14 protein-coding genes, 1 tRNA gene and 1 riboswitch are annotated in these 17,302 nt (G+C 66.3%); of the genes, 10 read left to right on the forward strand and 5 right to left on the reverse strand.

Going from position 1 to position 17,302, the window contains the following annotated elements; genetic code table 11:
- Position 1 precedes the first annotated feature (1 nt).
- Both ACTHNZ_RS02310 and ACTHNZ_RS02315 read right to left on the reverse strand, forming a co-directional pair.
- Positions 2–76: transfer RNA gene (locus ACTHNZ_RS02310), tRNA-Arg, on the reverse strand.
- A gap of 85 nt (positions 77–161) precedes the next feature.
- Positions 162–992, reverse strand: coding sequence for an undecaprenyl-diphosphate phosphatase (locus ACTHNZ_RS02315; protein WP_440540872.1), 831 nt, complete (start codon positions 990–992; stop codon positions 162–164).
- A gap of 227 nt (positions 993–1,219) precedes the next feature.
- Between ACTHNZ_RS02315 and ACTHNZ_RS02320 the strand changes: the two genes are divergently transcribed.
- The 7 genes from ACTHNZ_RS02320 (at position 1,220) to ACTHNZ_RS02350 (ending at position 8,362) form a co-directional block, all read left to right on the forward strand.
- Positions 1,220–2,263 (forward strand): substrate-binding domain-containing protein, encoded by a 1,044-nt coding sequence (locus ACTHNZ_RS02320; RefSeq protein ID WP_440540873.1) that lies wholly within the window; start codon positions 1,220–1,222, stop codon positions 2,261–2,263.
- 104 nt (positions 2,264–2,367) lie between these two features.
- On the forward strand, positions 2,368–3,411 hold the full coding sequence (locus tag ACTHNZ_RS02325; RefSeq protein WP_440540874.1) for an ABC transporter substrate-binding protein: 1,044 nt from the start codon (positions 2,368–2,370) through the stop codon (positions 3,409–3,411).
- A gap of 105 nt (positions 3,412–3,516) precedes the next feature.
- Positions 3,517–4,341, forward strand: coding sequence for an ABC transporter permease (locus ACTHNZ_RS02330; RefSeq protein ID WP_440540875.1), 825 nt, complete (start codon positions 3,517–3,519; stop codon positions 4,339–4,341).
- 8 nt (positions 4,342–4,349) lie between these two features.
- Positions 4,350–5,243, forward strand: coding sequence for an ABC transporter permease (locus ACTHNZ_RS02335; RefSeq protein WP_440540876.1), 894 nt, complete (start codon positions 4,350–4,352; stop codon positions 5,241–5,243).
- Between the two features lie 20 nt (positions 5,244–5,263).
- Positions 5,264–6,262 (forward strand): ABC transporter ATP-binding protein, encoded by a 999-nt coding sequence (locus ACTHNZ_RS02340; protein WP_440540877.1) that lies wholly within the window; start codon positions 5,264–5,266, stop codon positions 6,260–6,262.
- Positions 6,263–6,305: 43 nt separating this feature from the next.
- Entirely contained in the window at positions 6,306–7,139 is an 834-nt protein-coding gene (locus ACTHNZ_RS02345; RefSeq protein WP_440540878.1) for a phosphodiesterase, read from the forward strand.
- A 2-nt stretch (positions 7,140–7,141) separates the two neighbouring features.
- A complete protein-coding gene (locus ACTHNZ_RS02350) occupies positions 7,142–8,362 on the forward strand; it encodes an MFS transporter (RefSeq protein ID WP_440540879.1) in 1,221 nt (406 codons plus the stop codon).
- Between the two features lie 78 nt (positions 8,363–8,440).
- Here the strand turns inward: ACTHNZ_RS02350 and ACTHNZ_RS02355 are convergent, their stop codons facing one another.
- A complete protein-coding gene (locus tag ACTHNZ_RS02355) occupies positions 8,441–9,379 on the reverse strand; it encodes an EamA family transporter (RefSeq protein WP_440540880.1) in 939 nt (312 codons plus the stop codon).
- A gap of 234 nt (positions 9,380–9,613) precedes the next feature.
- A riboswitch (TPP riboswitch) is annotated at positions 9,614–9,727 on the forward strand.
- Positions 9,728–9,793: 66 nt separating this feature from the next.
- Between ACTHNZ_RS02355 and thiC the strand changes: the two genes are divergently transcribed.
- The 3 genes from thiC (at position 9,794) to ACTHNZ_RS02370 (ending at position 14,617) form a co-directional block, all read left to right on the forward strand.
- Positions 9,794–11,725, forward strand: a complete 1,932-nt coding sequence (gene thiC, locus ACTHNZ_RS02360) for a phosphomethylpyrimidine synthase ThiC (protein ID WP_440540881.1) — start codon at positions 9,794–9,796, stop codon at positions 11,723–11,725.
- Positions 11,726–12,059: 334 nt separating this feature from the next.
- Positions 12,060–12,983, forward strand: a complete 924-nt coding sequence (locus tag ACTHNZ_RS02365) for a DMT family transporter (RefSeq protein WP_440540882.1) — start codon at positions 12,060–12,062, stop codon at positions 12,981–12,983.
- A 359-nt stretch (positions 12,984–13,342) separates the two neighbouring features.
- Complete coding sequence (locus ACTHNZ_RS02370; RefSeq protein WP_440541016.1) at positions 13,343–14,617, forward strand: sensor domain-containing phosphodiesterase; 1,275 nt, start codon at positions 13,343–13,345, stop codon at positions 14,615–14,617.
- Positions 14,618–14,675: 58 nt separating this feature from the next.
- Here the strand turns inward: ACTHNZ_RS02370 and arfB are convergent, their stop codons facing one another.
- Together arfB and ACTHNZ_RS02380 are read right to left on the reverse strand one after the other, a co-directional pair.
- Positions 14,676–15,080, reverse strand: a complete 405-nt coding sequence (arfB, locus tag ACTHNZ_RS02375; protein ID WP_440540883.1) for an alternative ribosome rescue aminoacyl-tRNA hydrolase ArfB — start codon at positions 15,078–15,080, stop codon at positions 14,676–14,678.
- Complete coding sequence (locus ACTHNZ_RS02380) at positions 15,077–17,302, reverse strand: AAA family ATPase (RefSeq protein WP_440540884.1); 2,226 nt, start codon at positions 17,300–17,302, stop codon at positions 15,077–15,079. The genes arfB and ACTHNZ_RS02380 overlap by 4 nt, the downstream gene beginning before the upstream one ends.

Below are 17,302 nucleotides of genomic sequence, written 5' to 3' on the forward strand. Positions count from 1 at the left end.
TTGGCCCCCCCACGAGGAATCGAACCTCGATTTCAGGTTTAGAAGACCCGTGTTCTATCCGTTGAACTATGGGGAGGCGAAGGCGTGATTGTACGACGCCCCGGACACCTGAGCCGGGGGCCGAAATTATACCCGATCGCCGCGCGCGACGCGGCGCGGCGTCAGGCGGGCTGCCCGTGCGTCACGAACCACGCGAAGCAAGCGATGCCCGCGAGCACGCAATACACGCCGAATGAAGCCAAGCGGCCGCGCCCTTCGAAATAGCGCATCAGGAAGCGCACGCTCAAATAGGCGGCGATCGCAGTCAGCACGCCGCCGGCCAACGCGGTGCCCAACTGCCCCGGCGTATGGAAGAGCTTCGGAATCTCGAGCAGCCCGGCCGCGAAGATGATCGGCGTGCCGAGCAGGAAGGCGAACTCGGCGGCGCTCTCGGCCGTGAGGCCCGCGGCGTTGCCGGCGATCATCGTCAGCCCGCTGCGCGAAAATCCCGGGATCAAGGCGCCGATCTGCGCAAGCCCGACCAAGAACGCCTGTTTGAACGTCAGGTTCTCAGGGGGGCGATGCGCGCGCGAACGCTGCAGGCGATCGCCGAACCACAGCAAGACGCCGTTCACCACGAGCGCCAGCGCGACGATGCGCAAATCGTGAAAGAGCCGTTCGAGCCGCTTCTCGAGCACGAGCCCGACCAGCCCGGCCGGAATCGTCCCGATGATGAGCGCCCACATCATGTGGCCCTCTTCGCTGCGCCGACCGGCCAGCGAGCCGAACCAGCCCCCAATCAGAGCGATCCAGCGTTTGCGGAAGTACCACAGCAGAGCAAGCGCCGTGCCAAGATGCAGCGCCACGAGGAACGGGATCAGTTGCGGGGCATGCTTGTCGATATGGATACCGAGCAGCGCCGGCGCGAGCAGCGTGTGACCCAGGCTGCTGACGGGAAAAAGCTCCGTGACGCCCTGCAGGACGCTCAAAAATATCAAAAACCAAAGACTCACGCGTCGATCCTTTCCGAGTTCGGGGATGATGAGAAGGGTCCCGGGGGCCGCCGGCCCTCGGATCGCGACCGATTATGCCTAGCGCCGGGAGATGAGCCAAGCTAAGAAAACAATTTTTTCAGCCCAAATATCGAGCAAAAGCGTCATGGCTCAGTCATAATCGACCCGGATAATCGTTGCGGCGTAAACGTTTTCAGGCCCAGCACTACCGGACTGTACAGACAGCAATGAAACATACGATCAAGGATGTAGCCGCGTATGCCGGCTTTTCCATCGCGACGGTCTCTCGCGCCATCAACGCGCCCCATACGGTGAATCGCGTCACGCTCGCGAAAATCCGCGAGGCCATCGCGGCGCTGCAGTTCAGCCCAAGTCCGCTCGGCCGGCAACTGCGCGGCGAACGCACTCGCCTCATCGGCGTTGTCCTGCCGACGCTCGCGAACCCCGTCTTCGCCGAGTGCCTGCAAGGCATCGACGAATTGGCGGCCGCCCAAGGCTACCGGCTCATGCTGATGACGACCCAATACGACGCGGCGCGCGAGCGGCACGCGATCGAGACGCTGCTCGCACAACGCGTCGAGGGGCTGATTCTGACGGTGGCCGATGCGGATACACACCCGCTGCTCGATGAGCTCGACCGCGACGGCAAGCTCTACGTGCTCATGCACAACGACACGGTGCGCCGCCCGTCGGTGTCGGTCGACAATCGCCGCGCGGCCTACGACGGCGTGCGCATGCTGATCGAGCACGGTCACCAACGCGTGATGATGCTGGCCGGCACGCTCGCCGAATCCGATCGAGCGCGCCTGCGCTATCGCGGATACTCCGAAGCGATGCAGCAGGCGGGGCTCGCCCCGGCGCCGGCGCTCGAGGTCGACTTCAATGCCGACGAGCTCGCGCCTTCCGTGCTCGCGCATCTCACGTCGGGCCCGTCCCGCCCCACCGCGCTCTTTTGCAGCAACGATCTGCTCGCGATGGTCGTCATGCGCGGCCTGCGCCGCGCGCGCTTCGACGTGCCGCAAGACATGTCCATCCTCGGCTTCGACGGCCTCGCGATGGGGGAGCTGCTCTCTCCGCCGCTCGCGAGCATCGGCACGCCGAATCGCGAGATCGGCTGCGCCGCGTGGCGACGTCTCATGGCACGCATCGAAGGCGCCGACGACGGCGAATCACTTTCCCTCACGTTGCCTCACATGCTGCGCAAGGGCGGCACGATCGCCGCGCTCTCGAGCGCGGCGGGCACTGCCCTGCCTGCCCATCCGGCCGCATAAGCCGCGCAGCATCCCGCAGTTCCCGCGCTGGCCTCGAGGGCCGGCGCGGCATTCCCACGACGTCCGAAATCAACTCTTTCTCGTCCCGTTAGGAGACCTCAAAAGTGATACGTCGCACATCCAGCCTTCGCGCCCGCGTCGCGCGCTTCGCCGGTGCCGCCGCGGCCCTGGTCGCACTTGCCGGTGTCTTCGCACCCGTCGCGCATGCCCAGCAAACGGCCATCTGCTACAACTGCCCCCCCGAATGGGCCGATTGGGCCAGCGAACTGAAGGCGATTCAAGACAAGACGGGCATTCACGTCCCGTCCGACAATAAGAACTCGGGCCAGGCGATCGCTCAGCTGATCGCGGAGCAAAAGAGCCCCGTCGCGGATGTCGTCTATCTCGGCGTGTCTTCGGCATTCCAAGCGAAGGACAAAGGCGTGATCCAGCCGTACAAGCCCGAGCACTGGGACGACATCCCCGCCGGCCTGAAGGATCCGCAAGGCTATTGGTTCGCGATCCACTCGGGCACGCTCGGCTTCTTCGTCAACAAGGACGCGCTCGAAGGCAAGCCCGTGCCCCGCTCATGGGCCGATCTGCTCAAGCCCGAATACAAAGGGATGATCGGCTACCTCGATCCGTCGAGCGCGTTCGTCGGCTATGCCGGCGCGGTTGCCGTCAATCAGGCGCTCGGCGGTTCTTTCGACAACTTCAAGCCGGCCCTCGACTGGTTCGCGAAGCTCAAGGCCAATGCCCCGATCGTGCCGAAGCAAACGGCGTATGCGCGCGTGCTCTCGGGTGAAATTCCGATCCTGCTCGACTACGACTTCGACGCCTATCGCGCGAAGTACAAGGATCATGCGAACGTCGAATTCGTGATCCCCACCGAGGGCACGATCTCGGTGCCTTACGTGATGAGCCTCGTCAAAGGCGCGCCCCATGAGGCGAACGGCAAGAAGGTGCTCGATTTCGTGCTGTCGGACGAAGGCCAGAAGATCTGGGCGAACGCTTTCCTGCGCCCCGTGCGCGCGAGTGCGATGACCAAGGAAGCCGCGGCCAAGTTCTTGCCCGCAAGCGAATATGCACGCGCCAAGCCCGTCGACTTCGCGAAGATGGCGGCGAAGCAGCAGGCATTCGGCGAGCAATATCTGCAGGTCATGCATTAAACCATCGGCACGATCGGCATCTCCCCGGCCGCGGGCGAGCGCGCGTTTCGCAGCGTTCGCCCACGGCCCCGCCCCGACACGGCCTCTCGACGAGCGGTCATCATCATGCACGACATCACCTTTCCGCTACGCTGGCGCATCGCACTGATCGCGCCGGCCCTTGCCGTTTTCATCGCGTTTTGGCTGCTGCCGATGGCGGTGCTCGTGAACGTGAGCGGCAATGGTCATGCAATCGCCACCTATCGCGCACTGCTCACGAACGAGCGCTACATGAGCAGTCTCATTGCTACGGTCGTGCTCTCCGCCACCGTCACGCTCGCGACGCTCGTGCTCTCGGTCATCTCGGGCCTGCTGCTCGCCCGGCGGGAATTTCCGGGCAAACGCACGCTCGTCGCGCTGCTCACGTTTCCGCTCGCGTTCCCCGGCGTGGTCGTCGGCTTCATGGTCATCATGCTCGCCGGCCGGCAAGGGCTCATCGGCACACTCAGCCAAGCGCTCACGGGGGATCGATGGGTCTTCGCCTATTCGATGAGCGGGCTGTTCCTCGGCTATCTGTACTTTTCGATTCCGCGTGTGATCGTCACGGTCATGGCATCGGCGACGAAGCTCGATCCCTCGCTCGAGGAAGCGGCCCGCTCGCTCGGCGCATCGCCGTGGCAAATCATGCGCGACGTCGTGTTGCCCGGGCTCGCCCCAGGGCTCGTCGCGGCCGGGGCGATCTGCTTCGCCACGTCGATGGGCGCATTCGGCACCGCGTTCACGCTCGCCACCGATATCGACGTGCTGCCCATGACGATCTATACGGCATTCACGCTGAACGCGAACATGATCACCGCGGCGGGATTGTCCGTGATCCTCGGCATCGTCACCTGGCTCGTGCTCGCAATCGCGCGCAGCGCGACGGGCTCGGCCGTCGCCGCCACCGCGTGAGGTACGACATGAATCAGGTTGCCGGCGGCGCCACCTTCGATCGCCACCCCGCCTCGGTTGCCGAACGGCTCCGGCTGCGCACGCTGCTCGCGCTCGGCCAGTGGCTCGTCACGTTCGGCCTTTGTGCATTTCTCGTCGTGCCCGTCGTCATGTCGATCTTGGCTGGGCTCACGGTCAACTATTTTCGCGGCGTGTCGAGCGGCCTCACGCTGCGCTGGCTCGCGCAGGTTTGGTCGCAGTATCACGGCTCCGTGTTCCTTTCGCTCGAAGTCGCCGCAGCCACGCTCGCCGTCACGCTCGTCACAGGGGTTCCCGCGGCCTACGCCCTCGCGCGCAGCAAAACGCGGTGGGCGCGCCTCGTCGAAGAGCTGATCGTGCTGCCCATCGCGCTGCCCGGGCTAGCGTCGGCACTGGCACTGATCGTCGTCTACGGTGGCATCACGGCGTTTCGCATGAGCGTCGCGTTCATCGTCGTCGGCCACGTCGTCTTCACGCTGCCGTTCATGGTGCGTGCCGTGGCGGCCGTCGCCGCAAGCGCCGATTTGCGCACGCTCGAGGAAGGCGCAGCCAGTCTCGGCGCCACGTTCGCGCAACGCTTCTTCACCGTGGTGCTGCCGAATCTGAAACCGGGCATCGTCGCGGGCGCGCTCGCCGTCGTCACGCTGTCCGTCGGCGAATTCAACCTGACGTGGATGCTGCATACGCCCGAAACGAAGACGCTGCCCGTCGGGCTCGCCGATACCTATGCGTCGCTGCGCATCGAAGTCGGCAGCGCCTACACGATTCTGTTTTTCGCGATGACGATGCCGTTGCTCGTCGCGATGCAGCGCTTGAGCGGCGGACAAGTCGAGCTCATGCGCCGCGCGGACGCCGCACGCGGCGCTCCCGGCAAGATGGAATAACTTTCGTTTCGGTCGCCACCATGAAATTCACTCCGGTTCCCATCACCCTCACGCAGTGCGCGAAGACATTTCACGGCACGCGTGTGCTCGAACCGCTCGATCTCGCCATCGGTGCCGGCGAGACTCTCGTTCTGCTCGGACCTTCGGGTTGCGGCAAGACGACGACGCTGCGGATCATCGCCGGCCTCGAGGCGCCCGACGCGGGCGGCACGGTTCGCTTCGGCGACGACGACGTCACGCGTGCGCCGATCGAGCGACGCCAAGTCGGCATGGTGTTTCAAAGCTATGCGTTGTTCCCTAACCTCACGGTGCGGGGCAATGTCGGCTATGGGCTCAAAATCGCCAAGACGGAGCCCGCGCTCGCGCGCAGGCGCGTCGACGAACTGCTCGCGATGATGCGGCTCGAGGCGCATGCCGACAAACCGATCGCTCAGTTGTCGGGCGGCCAGCGGCAACGCGTGGCGTTGGCACGGGCGCTGGCGCGCGAGCCGCGGGTGCTGCTGCTCGACGAGCCGCTCACGGCGCTCGATGCGCGACTGCGCGACGCGCTGCGGCACGAGATGAACACGCTGCTGCGCTCGCTGGGCGTGACGACGATTTACGTCACACATGATCAGGCCGAAGCGATGGAACTCGGCGATCGCATCGTCGTCATGAGTGCGGGACGCATCGAGCAGATCGGTACCCCGCGCGACATTTACTATCGTCCGGCGAATCGCGCCGTTGCGCAGTTCGTCGGCACGATCAATCGCCTCGCGGGACAATGGCGGGGTGGCGGTCCTGGCGAGCCGACCGAGTTGTTCTTCCGCCCCGAAGATGGGCGGCTCGTGGCGCCCGACGCCGCGCCGCTGCGCGGCGTCGTCGAGACCGTTTCGTTTCTCGGCGAACGCACGCGCGTGACGGTGACGGGCGCGGCGCCAGAGCCGCTCGTGATCGACGTGGCGGGGCGCAGCGAGTGGGCGCCCGGCGCGGCGGTCGGGATCGAGATTGCGCCCGAGGGGCTGATCGCGCTACCGTGATCGGGCACCACCGGTCACCTCAACATCGATACAGGATTCACCCATGCTATTGGCTCAGATCAGCGACCTGCACATCAAGCGCCCCGGCGCCCTTGCCTACCGGCGCGTCGACACGGCAGCCGCCTTGGAGCGCTGTGTCGCACGGCTCAATGCGCTCGAGCCAAAGCCGGACGCCGTGGTCGTCACGGGCGACCTCGTCGATTCGGGCAATCTCGTAGAATACGAGGTGCTCAAGGAGCTGCTCGCGCCGCTCACGATCACGATGCCCGTGTTTCTGCTGGTCGGCAATCACGACGACCGTGCCGCTTTGCGCGAAGTGTTCGACGATCATGAGTATCTGCACGCCGGCGGCGAATTCGTGCATTACGCCGTGGACGTCGGGCCGCTGCGGCTCGTCGCGCTCGATTCGCAAATGCCGGGGCTAAGCGGCGGCCAGTTGTGCGAAGCAAGGCTCGCCTGGGCCGACGCGCAGTTGGCACAGGCGCAAGGCAAGCCGGTCGTGCTCGCGCTGCATCATCCGCCGTTCGTTTCCGGCATCGGCCACATGGACGAGCAACGGCTCGATCCGCACTCGGCCGAGCGGCTCGCTGCGATCGTCAGCCGCTATCCGAACGTCGAGCGCGTGATCTGCGGCCACGTGCACCGGCCGATCTTCACACGCTTCGCGGGCACCATCGCATCGACCGTACCGGCGCCGGCGCACCAGGTCGCGCTCGATCTACGCGAGAACGCCCCGTCCGCATTTCGGCTCGAGCCGCCGGCCTTCGCACTGCATCGCTATACGCCCGAAACCGGTATCGTCACGCATCACGCCTACGTCGACGAGGGCGAGGGACCGTTCCCGTTCTACGAAACGGACGGCACACTGATCGATTGACGATGCCGGCGTCCGATTCGACGAACGAGAGCGGCCACCCTCATCGAGCGAGCCCGTATTCGCGCCCGCTGTTGCTGTTGCTCGCGACGATCGCAGGCGTATCGGTCGCGAACATCTATTACAACCAGCCGCTGCTCGATCGCTTTCGCGAGACGTTTCCCGAAGGAGCGTCGTGGGTCGGCGCGGTTCCCGCCTCCACACAGCTCGGCTACGCGGCAGGGATGTTCCTGCTCGCGCCGCTCGGCGATCGCTTCGACCGCAAACGGCTGATCCTGCTGCAAACGCTGGGGCTCGCGCTCGCGCTGACGGCCGCCGCGGCAGCCCCCTCGCTCGGCGTCCTGGCGGCGATGAGTCTCGCCATCGGCATCCTTTCGACGATCGCGCAGCAAGCCGTGCCCTTCGCCGCCGAGCTCGCGCCGCCGGCCGAGCGCGGCCACGCGGTCGGGACCGTCATGAGCGGCTTGCTGCTCGGCATCTTGCTCGCGCGAACGGCAGCCGGCTTCGTCGCGCAGTATTTCGGCTGGCGCACCGTATTCGGCGCGTCGGTCGGTGCACTCGCGCTGCTTGCGCTCGTCGTGATCGCGCGCTTGCCGAACAGCCGCCCGACGTCGACGCTGCCTTACGGCAAGCTGCTCGGCTCGATGTGGCATCTCGCGCTCGAGTTGCGCGGGCTGCGCGATGCCTCGGTAACGGGCGCGGCGCTGTTCGCCGCATTCAGCGCATTCTGGTCGGTCCTCACGCTGCTGCTGGCCGGCGCGCCGTTCCACCTGGGGCCGCAAGCGGCGGGACTGTTCGGCATCGTCGGCGCGGCCGGCGCGCTCGCCGCGCCCATTGCGGGACGCACCGCCGATAAGCGCGGCCCGCATGCCGTCATCACGCTGTCGATCGTGCTCGTGGCCCTCGCGTTCGTGATTTTCGCGCTGTCGTCGACGAGCCTCGCCGGTCTAGTGCTCGGGGTGATCGTGCTCGACGTCGGCGTGCAGGCCGCGCAGATTTCGAATCAATCGCGGATCTATGCGCTCAAGCCCGAGGCGCGCAGCCGCGTCAACACCGTCTTCATGGTCTGCTACTTCATCGGCGGTGCGACGGGATCGGCCGTGGGCGCATACGCATGGCGGGCGTACGGGTGGACCGGCGTTTGCGCGGCAGGCCTGCTGTTCGCCTGCGCGGCGGCGGCGCGGCACTTGAGTGCACCGGCGGCACGCGCGGACACATCGCACTGACCGCTGTCGGCACGAACGCGTGCCGTGCGGGCACGGTCCGGTCAAGGCAGCGCCGAGAAAATCGGCGCTCGCGTGCGCCTATGGCGCGCGCCGTCGATCGAACCAGAACGACAGCGCCACGCTGACGAGGATCACCCCCGTCGATATGAACGTCGCGCTGGTCACGGGCTCGCCGAGCGTGACGGCCCCGAGTGCGACCGCCACGATCGGATTCACGTACATGCAGCTGCTGGCGACGATCGGGCTCGTATGCCGGATCAAGAAGCCGTAGGCAACGTACGCGGCCATCGTCGCGACCAGCATCAGATACAGGAACGCGAACAGCGGACCGAAGCCGAGCGAGGTCACGCGCTCGCCGCCAATCAATGCGATCAACGTCGAGATCGCACCGCCAAGACCGATCTGCAGCGCGGTCGACAAGAATAAATCGGTGGGCAGCGCGAGCCGGCTCGCAAGATGCGCGCCGGCGGCCCAGAACAATGCGGCGCACAGGATGATGATCGTCCCGCTCATCGAAGAGGCCGACGCGTCGCCGTGGTTGAGAATGAAGATGCCGAGCAGCCCGAGCGCCACGGCCACCCACTCTCCTTTTGCAATGGGCCGGCCGGCGATGGCCGAGATGATCGTCGCGAACAGCGGCACCGTCGCGACCATGACGGCCGCCGTGCCCGTGCCGACGCTGCGCATGCCGAATGCGAGCAAGCCGCTGGAAAAACCGACGAGCATCGTGCCGACGATGCCGGCGTTGCGGATTTCAGTCGGTGTCGGCCAAATGAATTGGCGGCGCGTCGCGAGAAAGAACAGGCCGATACCGGCGATCACGTTGCGCAGGCCCGAGAGCAGCAGCGGCGGAAACGATTCGAGCGCGACGTGCACGGCCAGGTAGGACGAACCCCATGCGAGGTATACGACGGTCAGCGCCAGCGCGATGCGCCCCCCGCGCGTGCGCGGCAGACGGATGCGCATGAGGACGTCGAGCGACACGGTACGGGCAAAACGGGGGATGCGGGACGGCATTTCGGTCGACAGGCTCGGAAGCGGGCGCGGGCGCAACGGTGCGATTTCGGGGACACGTCGTCATTATGCAACGGTCCGGGATGAGAACGCGGCGGCAAGCCCCGTGCCGATGCGCCGCCGATCGGCGTTTGCAGCCACGGACCGCCCGCGGCACGGGCCACTGCTCACCTGGAACGCCGCGATTCGCCGTCGCCGCCGGTTGCCAAAGGCGGCCTGCCCGGTGTATCTTCTGCGGTGCTAACGCGGGGGTCCTGCGTCGTGCCGTCGCACTCGGCACGCGCGGGTGAGAAATACCCTTTGAACCTGATCTGGATAATGCCAGCGCAGGGAAGCGTACGGGCGAAGCAAGCCCTGCGCATTTCTCTCATCCGCCCTCTCGTCTCCTGCATTAGCGCCCTAAGTCAGGAGATCCGCATGAGTGCCAACCCGAAGTTCATTTCATCCGAAGCGCACGTCGACGCCGCCGCCGTCGCGCCGCTGCCCAATTCGCAGAAGATCCATGTGACGGGCTCGCGCCCCGACATCCGCGTGCCGATGCGCGAGATCACGCAAGCCGATACGCCCACGGGCTTCGGCGGCGAGAAGAACCCGCCGATCTACGTCTACGACACCTCGGGCCCCTACACCGACCCGCAGGCGAAGATCGACATCCGCGCGGGCCTGCCCGCGCTGCGCCAGCGCTGGATCGAAGAGCGCGGCGACACCGAGCCGCTCGCCGGCCTCACGAGCCAGTACGGCCGCGAGCGCGCCGCCGATGCGGCCACGGCCTCACTGCGCTTTCCGGGGTTGCACCGCACGCCGCGCCGCGCCAAGGCCGGCGCGAACGTGACGCAAATGCACTACGCGCGCCAGGGCATCATCACGCCCGAAATGGAATTCATCGCGATCCGGGAGAACCAGCGCCGCGCCGAATACCTCGAAAGCCTGCGCGCGAGCGGCCCGAACGGTGCCAAGCTCGCGCAGATGATGGGCCGCCAGCACGCGGGCCAAGCGTTCGGTGCAGCCGCATTCGGCCCGAATGCCGCACACGAGATCACGCCCGAATTCGTTCGAGAGGAAGTCGCTCGCGGCCGTGCGATCATCCCCGCGAACATCAACCACCCCGAAAGCGAGCCGATGATCATCGGCCGCAACTTCCTCGTGAAAATCAACGCGAACATCGGCAACTCGGCCGTGACGTCGTCGATCGGCGAGGAAGTCGACAAAATGACGTGGGCGATCCGCTGGGGCGGCGATACCGTCATGGATCTGTCGACGGGCAAGCACATCCACGAAACGCGCGAGTGGATCATCCGCAACAGCCCCGTGCCGATCGGCACGGTGCCGATCTACCAGGCGCTCGAGAAGGTGAACGGCAAGGCCGAAGACCTCACGTGGGAAATTTTCCGCGACACGCTCATCGAGCAAGCCGAGCAAGGCGTCGACTACTTCACGATCCATGCCGGCGTGCTGCTGCGCTACGTGCCGCTCACGGCGAACCGGATGACGGGCATCGTCTCGCGCGGCGGCTCGATCATGGCCAAGTGGTGCCTCGCACACCATAAGGAGAGCTTCCTCTACGAGCACTTCGAGGAAATCTGCGAAATCATGAAGGCCTACGACGTCAGCTTCTCGCTCGGCGACGGCTTGCGCCCCGGCTCGATCTACGATGCCAACGACGAAGCCCAGCTCGGCGAATTGAAGACGCTCGGCGAGCTCACGCAAACGGCGTGGAAGCACGACGTGCAGGTGATGATCGAGGGTCCCGGGCACGTGCCGATGCAGCTCATCAAAGAGAACATGGACTTGCAGCTGCAATGGTGCGACGAGGCCCCGTTCTACACGCTCGGGCCGCTGACGACCGACATCGCCCCCGGCTACGATCACATCACGTCGGGCATCGGCGCGGCGATGATCGGCTGGTTCGGCACGGCGATGCTGTTCTATGTCACGCCGAAGGAGCACCTCGGGCTGCCGAACAAGGACGACGTCAAGGAAGGCATCATCACCTACAAGCTCGCGGCGCACGCGGCCGATCTGGCCAAGGGGCACCCGGGCGCTCAGGTGCGCGACAACGCGCTGTCGAAGGCTCGCTTCGAGTTCCGCTGGGAGGATCAGTTCAACCTCGGCCTGGATCCCGACAAGGCGCGCGAATTCCACGACGAAACCTTGCCGAAGGATTCGGCGAAGGTCGCTCACTTCTGCTCGATGTGCGGGCCGCATTTCTGCTCGATGAAGATCACGCAGGACGTGCGCGACTTCGCCGCCGCGCAGGGCGTCACCGACGAGGCCGCCCTGAAAAAAGGGATGGAGGAAAAAGCCGTCGAATTCGTCAAAGGCGGCGCGCAGATCTATCAGAAGCAATGAGCTAGGCTACGGGGCGCTAAGCGGTGCGGTGAACGGTGAGCGACGCGCTCACCGCGAGCCGTGACCGTGCTACGTGGATGCACCCAAGGGGCGCCGGTTGTTCTCAACCGCGCCCTTTTCTCATTGCCGGATGGCCGGCGATACGTCTGCATCGGCCGCTCGCTCCCAGCTCTCGATCTCCGATCGATCAATTCCTGCCATTTGTCTCTCGTTCGTTGTCGATTGTTGCTGTTTCATCTCGCGCTGAAATATCGTTCGGGCAGCCGGTGCTACGATGCGTTTCGATTGATCAAAAGCAAATCGTCAAACGATCCGCATCGGCCTCGAGACCCTCATGAAACCTAGCCACGTCGTCCAGTTGCTCGTCCTCGCCGCACTATGGGGCGCATCGTTCCTATTCATTCGCGTAGGCGTCGCCGAATTCGGCGTGGCGCCGTTGATGGCACTGCGCGTGTCGATCGGTGCCGTCGTGCTGGCCATCATGCTCGCGCTGCGCGGGACGCCGCGCGCCTCCATGGCGCTGCTGCGCGCGCGGGCGCTGCCGCTGTTCGTCGTCGGCGTGCTCAATTCGGCCGCGCCGTTCTGCCTGTTCGCGTTCGCCGAACTGACGTTGACGGCGGGCCTCACGTCGGTCATCAATGCCACGACGCCGCTCTGGGGCGCGCTCGTCGCCTTCATTTGGCTCAAGGACCGGCTCACGCCTTTGCGCACGCTGGGGATGCTGATCGGGTTTTCCGGCGTGGTATCGCTCGTCTGGGGCCAAATCGCCGCCCCCCATGGCGCGCTCGCCCCGTCGGCCTTGGCCACCGCGCTGGCTGCGCTCGCTGCCACTTGCGCCGCGCTGCTTTACGGCATCGCCGCGAATTTCACGAAGCGCTATCTCACCGGCGTCGATTCGCTGACGATCGCCACCGGGAGCATGATCGGCGGCAGCGTCGCGCTGATTCCGTTCGCGATCGCGACTTGGCCAACCGCGGCCGTGTCCATGCACGCATGGGGTGCCGTGCTGAGCCTCGGGGTCGCCTGCACGGGCATTGCCTATCTGATCTTCTTCCATCTGATCACGGTGGCGGGACCCGCGCGGGCGATCACGGTCACGTTCGTCATCCCGGTCTTCGGCATCCTATGGGGTGCCTTGTTCCTGAACGAGCCGGTCACGGCGGGCATGCTCGAAGGCTGCGCCATCGTCCTCGTGGGTACCGCGCTCGCCACGGGCGCCATCAAGCGCATTCCCGGCCTGCGGCAGCGGCAGGCCTAGCGCCTGCCCGCGTGGCGGCGGCCGCCGCCGTCACGCTCTCGACGTCCGACCGGCTCGGTCCTTCCATGCACTAGCGTTCGGCGCCCCACGCGCGGCGCCTTTCGCGCACGCCCACTTCTTCCCGACTGTCTGACAGCGAACGTTCGCTCTCCCTGGCACGGTTTTACGCTGGGCTCATTTTCTTCGGCCCACACTGCGTTACACTCCCTTTTCGTCATATGGACTACGCGCGACATGCCAGGTCTTTCCGTTCGCTGCCGGTCGAGCGGCTCGTCGTGCGCGACCGGCACGATCTCTTTCCGCGCCTCGCACGGCGCCCGCCGCACTCGGCCGGGGCACGCGGACGCGCGTCGCTCGCCATGTCGTCCAAGCGCGATCTGACGCTCGCCGGCATCCTGCCGCATCTGGCCCGCGATTCCGGCGGCTGGCATATCGTCTATCAAGGTGTGACGCTGCGCAGCGCCTTTCAGCCTGTGGTCTCGATCACGCACAAGCGCATCGTCGGCTATGAGGCGCTGCTGCGGGCCACGCACGCGAACGGGCAAGCCATCGCGCCCGATCAGCTGTTCGCCCGCGCCAAAGCCACGGGCCCCGCGCTCGCGCTCGAACGGCTCGCGCGCTGCGTGCATTTCGCGAACTTCGCCGAGCAAGGCGCCGAAACAGGCTGGCTGTTCATCAACGCATTGCCGCAACTGCTGCGCATCAGCCCCAATCACCGCGCATTCACCGATGAGCTGTGCGACTACTTCGGTGTACCGCATCATCGCCTCGTCGTCGAAATCATCGAACAGCCGAGCAACGACGAGTCCAACTTCGATCGAACCGTCGAAGCGCTGCGCGAGCGCGATTTGCTGATCGCCATCGACGACTTCGGCACCGGATTTTCGAATTTCGATCGCATTTGGCGCATGCGCCCCGACATCGTCAAGCTCGACCGCTCGCTCATCGCTCGGATTGCATCGCCTGCCGCCGACCATCAATTCGCCACGCAACTCGTGACGATGCTCCATCGCGCCGGCACCATGGTGCTCGGTGAAGGCGTCGAATCGGAGGAAGAGCTGATGACGCTGATGGAGGCCGACGTCGATTTCGTTCAGGGCTTCTGGCTCGGTAGGCCGCATGCGTCGATCGAATCGGCCAGCCGTGAAGCGCCGGCTCGGATCGATTCCATGTGGCAGCGATTTCGCGCATCGTCGATCGGTTCGCCGGACATGCCCGTCGAATTTGGACGCATCGAGGAAACAGTGCTCGGGGGCGCACGCATCTACAAGGCCACCGGCGATTTGCAGGCGGCGGCGCAGCACACCTTTCGCAGTCCCTGGGCACGGCGCGTGTTCGTCGTCGATCGTCATGGCGATCAACGGCAAGCGTCGATTGCGGCCGGAGCGCAGGTGCAATCGGCGCGCCTAGCGCCGCTCTTTCCCGATACGCAGAGCAATTGGTCGCGGCGCGCCTATTTCAAGCGCGCGTTGGCGGCGCCGGGGCGCGTCGCGATCATGGGGCCGCACTATTCGCTGACGGACGGCAAAGACTGCTACACGGCTGCCGTCACGCTCGAACGAAGCGGCGAATTGGAAGTGTTTTGCGTGGACTTCGTCGCCACCGGACACGCACCCGCCCGCGGCGACGGCTGAAAGCCACGTCAAGGCTACGGACGGCTTGCCGGCCCTTCGCCCGATTCGCCGCGGCCCCTCATTCCACGACGCGGCCGCGGCCTGCCTTCACGCTCGATCTGCGCGTCTTGCCCTCGAGGCGGCGCACGGCCGACGCGCGCGTCGGCTTCGTCGGAATGCGTGGCCGGCGCGTGACGCTGACCCCCGCGATCATTTCCTCGAGCCTTGCGAGCGCCGCCGTTCGGTTCATCTCCTGCGTCCGGTATTCCTGCGCCTTGATGACGATGATGCCCTCGCGCGTGACACGGCGATCGTCGAGCGCGAGCAAGCGCATCTTCAGTGCCTCCGGCAGCGACGAAGCCCGGATATCGAAGCGCAGATGAATCGCGCTCGATACCTTGTTGACGTTCTGTCCGCCCGCCCCTTGCGCGCGCACGGCGGTCAACTCGACTTCTTCGGGGCGCACCTCGTACCGCAGTGTCATCGCAACTCCCGCATGCGGGCGAACAAACCGGAATCGCGACGCGTCGGCGTGGCGAGCGCAGCAGCCAGCACGTCGCGTGCGCCGACGATCCGGATGGTCTTGCGCGCACGCGTGATCGCCGTGTAGACGAGCTCGCGCGCCAGCACGCGGCGCTGCGAAGCCGGCAGCACGAGCGCCGCATGATCGAACTCGGAACCTTGCGACTTATGGACCGTCAGCGCGAACGCCGTATCGTGCGGCGGCAACGCAGCCGGTGTGACGGCCCGTACGCCACCGTCGGCCGTGCGGAAATGGACGCGCAACTGTCCCTCGCGCGTGGGTAGCGCAATGCCGATGTCGCCGTTGAAGAGGCCCAGCGCGTAATCGTTGCGCGCCACCATGACCGCCCGCCCGGCGAACCAATTCGTGCCGACGACGAGGGGCACGCGCGCGGCGCGGCGGACGTGCTCGGCCATCTGCGCATTGAGCGCCTCGACCCCGCGGGCGCCCAGCCGCGTCGCGCAGAGGATGCGAAAAGCGTTCAATGCGTCGAAGAGCGGCACGCAATTGGGCGCTTCTTGCGCAAGAGCCGTCGTCAGCGCGTGCACGTAAGGCTCGAAGCCCCGCGCCAAACGCTCGATCGTGCGCGGCGACAAGGTCGCACCGGCATCTTCGTCGAGCACGGCCGGCAGGTCTTGGCCGGCCGTTCCCGCATCGTCGCCGGCCGCACCGAACAGATCGGGTTCGAACGGCTTGCTCGCGCCGAGCGCATCGAGCGCGGCCTCCACATCGCCACGCCGAATCGCCAACGACAGGCGCCCGATGGCCGAATCGAGCCCGAAGCGATAGTTGCGCTCGAGCCAAACGACGCAATCGACTAGCGGGCCCGCTTCGTGAGAGGCGTCAGCGGACGCCATCGCGCGCGGCCTGCCGGCAGATGCATGCGTCTGTCCGCCCGGGACCCGCGCCGGCGCCGCGAAAGCGAGCTCGTCGCGCTGCAGCTGGCTACCGTCGCCCGCATATGAGACATCGGGCTCGTCGAGCCCCGTCCAATCCTTGCCGTCGTCGATCGAATCGATCGATGCCGGAGGCTCGAATTCGTCGAATAGCGAAAACGCGTCGTCGCCCAAGGATAGCGATTCGAGCATCCGTGATTCAGCGCTCGCTGCCGGGTCGCGCTCCGGGCGAGGCAGCGCCGCGCGAACGCGCGCCGCATCCGCACCCGTGGCATCGGCGATGCGGGCGATACCCGCCGCACTGAACGACGGGCGCGCGCTGAGCTCCGCAAAGACGGCCCCGGCTTCGACGGCCGCGAGCTGGTCCTTGTCGCCGAGCAGCACGAGCCGCGTCTCGGGCGAAAGCGCGTCGAACAACTGCGCCGCCAGCGCAACGTCGATCATGGACGCCTCGTCGACGACGAGCACGTCATAGGGCAACGGATTGTCGGGCCCATGGCGCGCACGCATCCCTTGCCCGAGACCGAGTAGCCGATGCAGCGTATGCGAGGTGCGCGGCAGCCGCGCCGCAATCGGCTCGGGCAAACTCGCCGCGCGCGCAAGCAATGCTTCCTGCATCCGCTGCGCCGCCTTGCCCGTCGGCGCGGCAAGCGCGATCGTCAGCTCGGGTTGCGCGTCGAGCAGACATGCCAGCATGCCGACAACCGTCGTCGTCTTGCCCGTGCCAGGGCCGCCGCTCACCACGGTCAACCGGCTCGACAACGACAGCGCCGCGGCGGCACGCTGCCAATCGACGCCACCCGCATCGGACGGTCCGAAAAAAAGCGCGAGGCGCGCCGCGAGCAGCCCGGCGCTGCCGTCGAGCGCGCTCGTCGCCTCGCGTGCGTTCGCTGCGGCATGGCCGACGACGGCATGCGCGAGGCGCCGCTCATCGTCGTAATAACGTGCGAGATAGAGCCGGCCGTCGTCGTCGACGACGAGCGGCTTCAATGCGGCGGCCTCCTCCGTGCCGTCCGAGACCACACCGCTCGAGTGCAGCGACGCGGCGGCCGTATCGAGCGTTTCGCCATAGCGATGGGCCAGCCGAGCGAGCGAGACGCAGACGTGGCCCGCGCTCGTCGCACGGCTCGCGGCGAAGGCCGCTCGACGCGCCCACGACACGGAGGCGGGATCGGCGCCCAGACGTTGCGCCAGTGCGCCGATCCGCCGGGCGAAGCCTTCGGCCAATGCGATGCCGAGATCGCCGCTCGGCCGCGCCGGTGCCGGCGCGGGCACAAAGGGTTGCAT

This window comes from Trinickia sp., assembly GCF_051953955.1.
Lineage (GTDB): Bacteria > Pseudomonadota > Gammaproteobacteria > Burkholderiales > Burkholderiaceae > Trinickia.

Bases quoted from the DNA above. Each gene is read 5' to 3' on its own strand.
- ACTHNZ_RS02350 (WP_440540879.1), top strand. From the start codon at position 7,142: ATGCCGGCGTCCGATTCGACGAACGAGAGCGGCCACCCTCATCGAGCG.
- ACTHNZ_RS02320 (WP_440540873.1), top strand. From the start codon at position 1,220: ATGAAACATACGATCAAGGATGTAGCCGCGTATGCCGGCTTTTCCATC.
- ACTHNZ_RS02355 (WP_440540880.1), bottom strand. From the start codon at position 9,379: ATGCCGTCCCGCATCCCCCGTTTTGCCCGTACCGTGTCGCTCGACGTC.
- ACTHNZ_RS02330 (WP_440540875.1), top strand. From the start codon at position 3,517: ATGCACGACATCACCTTTCCGCTACGCTGGCGCATCGCACTGATCGCG.
- ACTHNZ_RS02335 (WP_440540876.1), top strand. From the start codon at position 4,350: ATGAATCAGGTTGCCGGCGGCGCCACCTTCGATCGCCACCCCGCCTCG.
- ACTHNZ_RS02380 (WP_440540884.1), bottom strand. From the start codon at position 17,302: ATGCAACCCTTTGTGCCCGCGCCGGCACCGGCGCGGCCGAGCGGCGAT.
- ACTHNZ_RS02370 (WP_440541016.1), top strand. From the start codon at position 13,343: ATGTCGTCCAAGCGCGATCTGACGCTCGCCGGCATCCTGCCGCATCTG.
- arfB (WP_440540883.1), bottom strand. From the start codon at position 15,080: ATGACACTGCGGTACGAGGTGCGCCCCGAAGAAGTCGAGTTGACCGCC.
- ACTHNZ_RS02345 (WP_440540878.1), top strand. From the start codon at position 6,306: ATGCTATTGGCTCAGATCAGCGACCTGCACATCAAGCGCCCCGGCGCC.
- ACTHNZ_RS02365 (WP_440540882.1), top strand. From the start codon at position 12,060: ATGAAACCTAGCCACGTCGTCCAGTTGCTCGTCCTCGCCGCACTATGG.
- ACTHNZ_RS02340 (WP_440540877.1), top strand. From the start codon at position 5,264: ATGAAATTCACTCCGGTTCCCATCACCCTCACGCAGTGCGCGAAGACA.
- thiC (WP_440540881.1), top strand. From the start codon at position 9,794: ATGAGTGCCAACCCGAAGTTCATTTCATCCGAAGCGCACGTCGACGCC.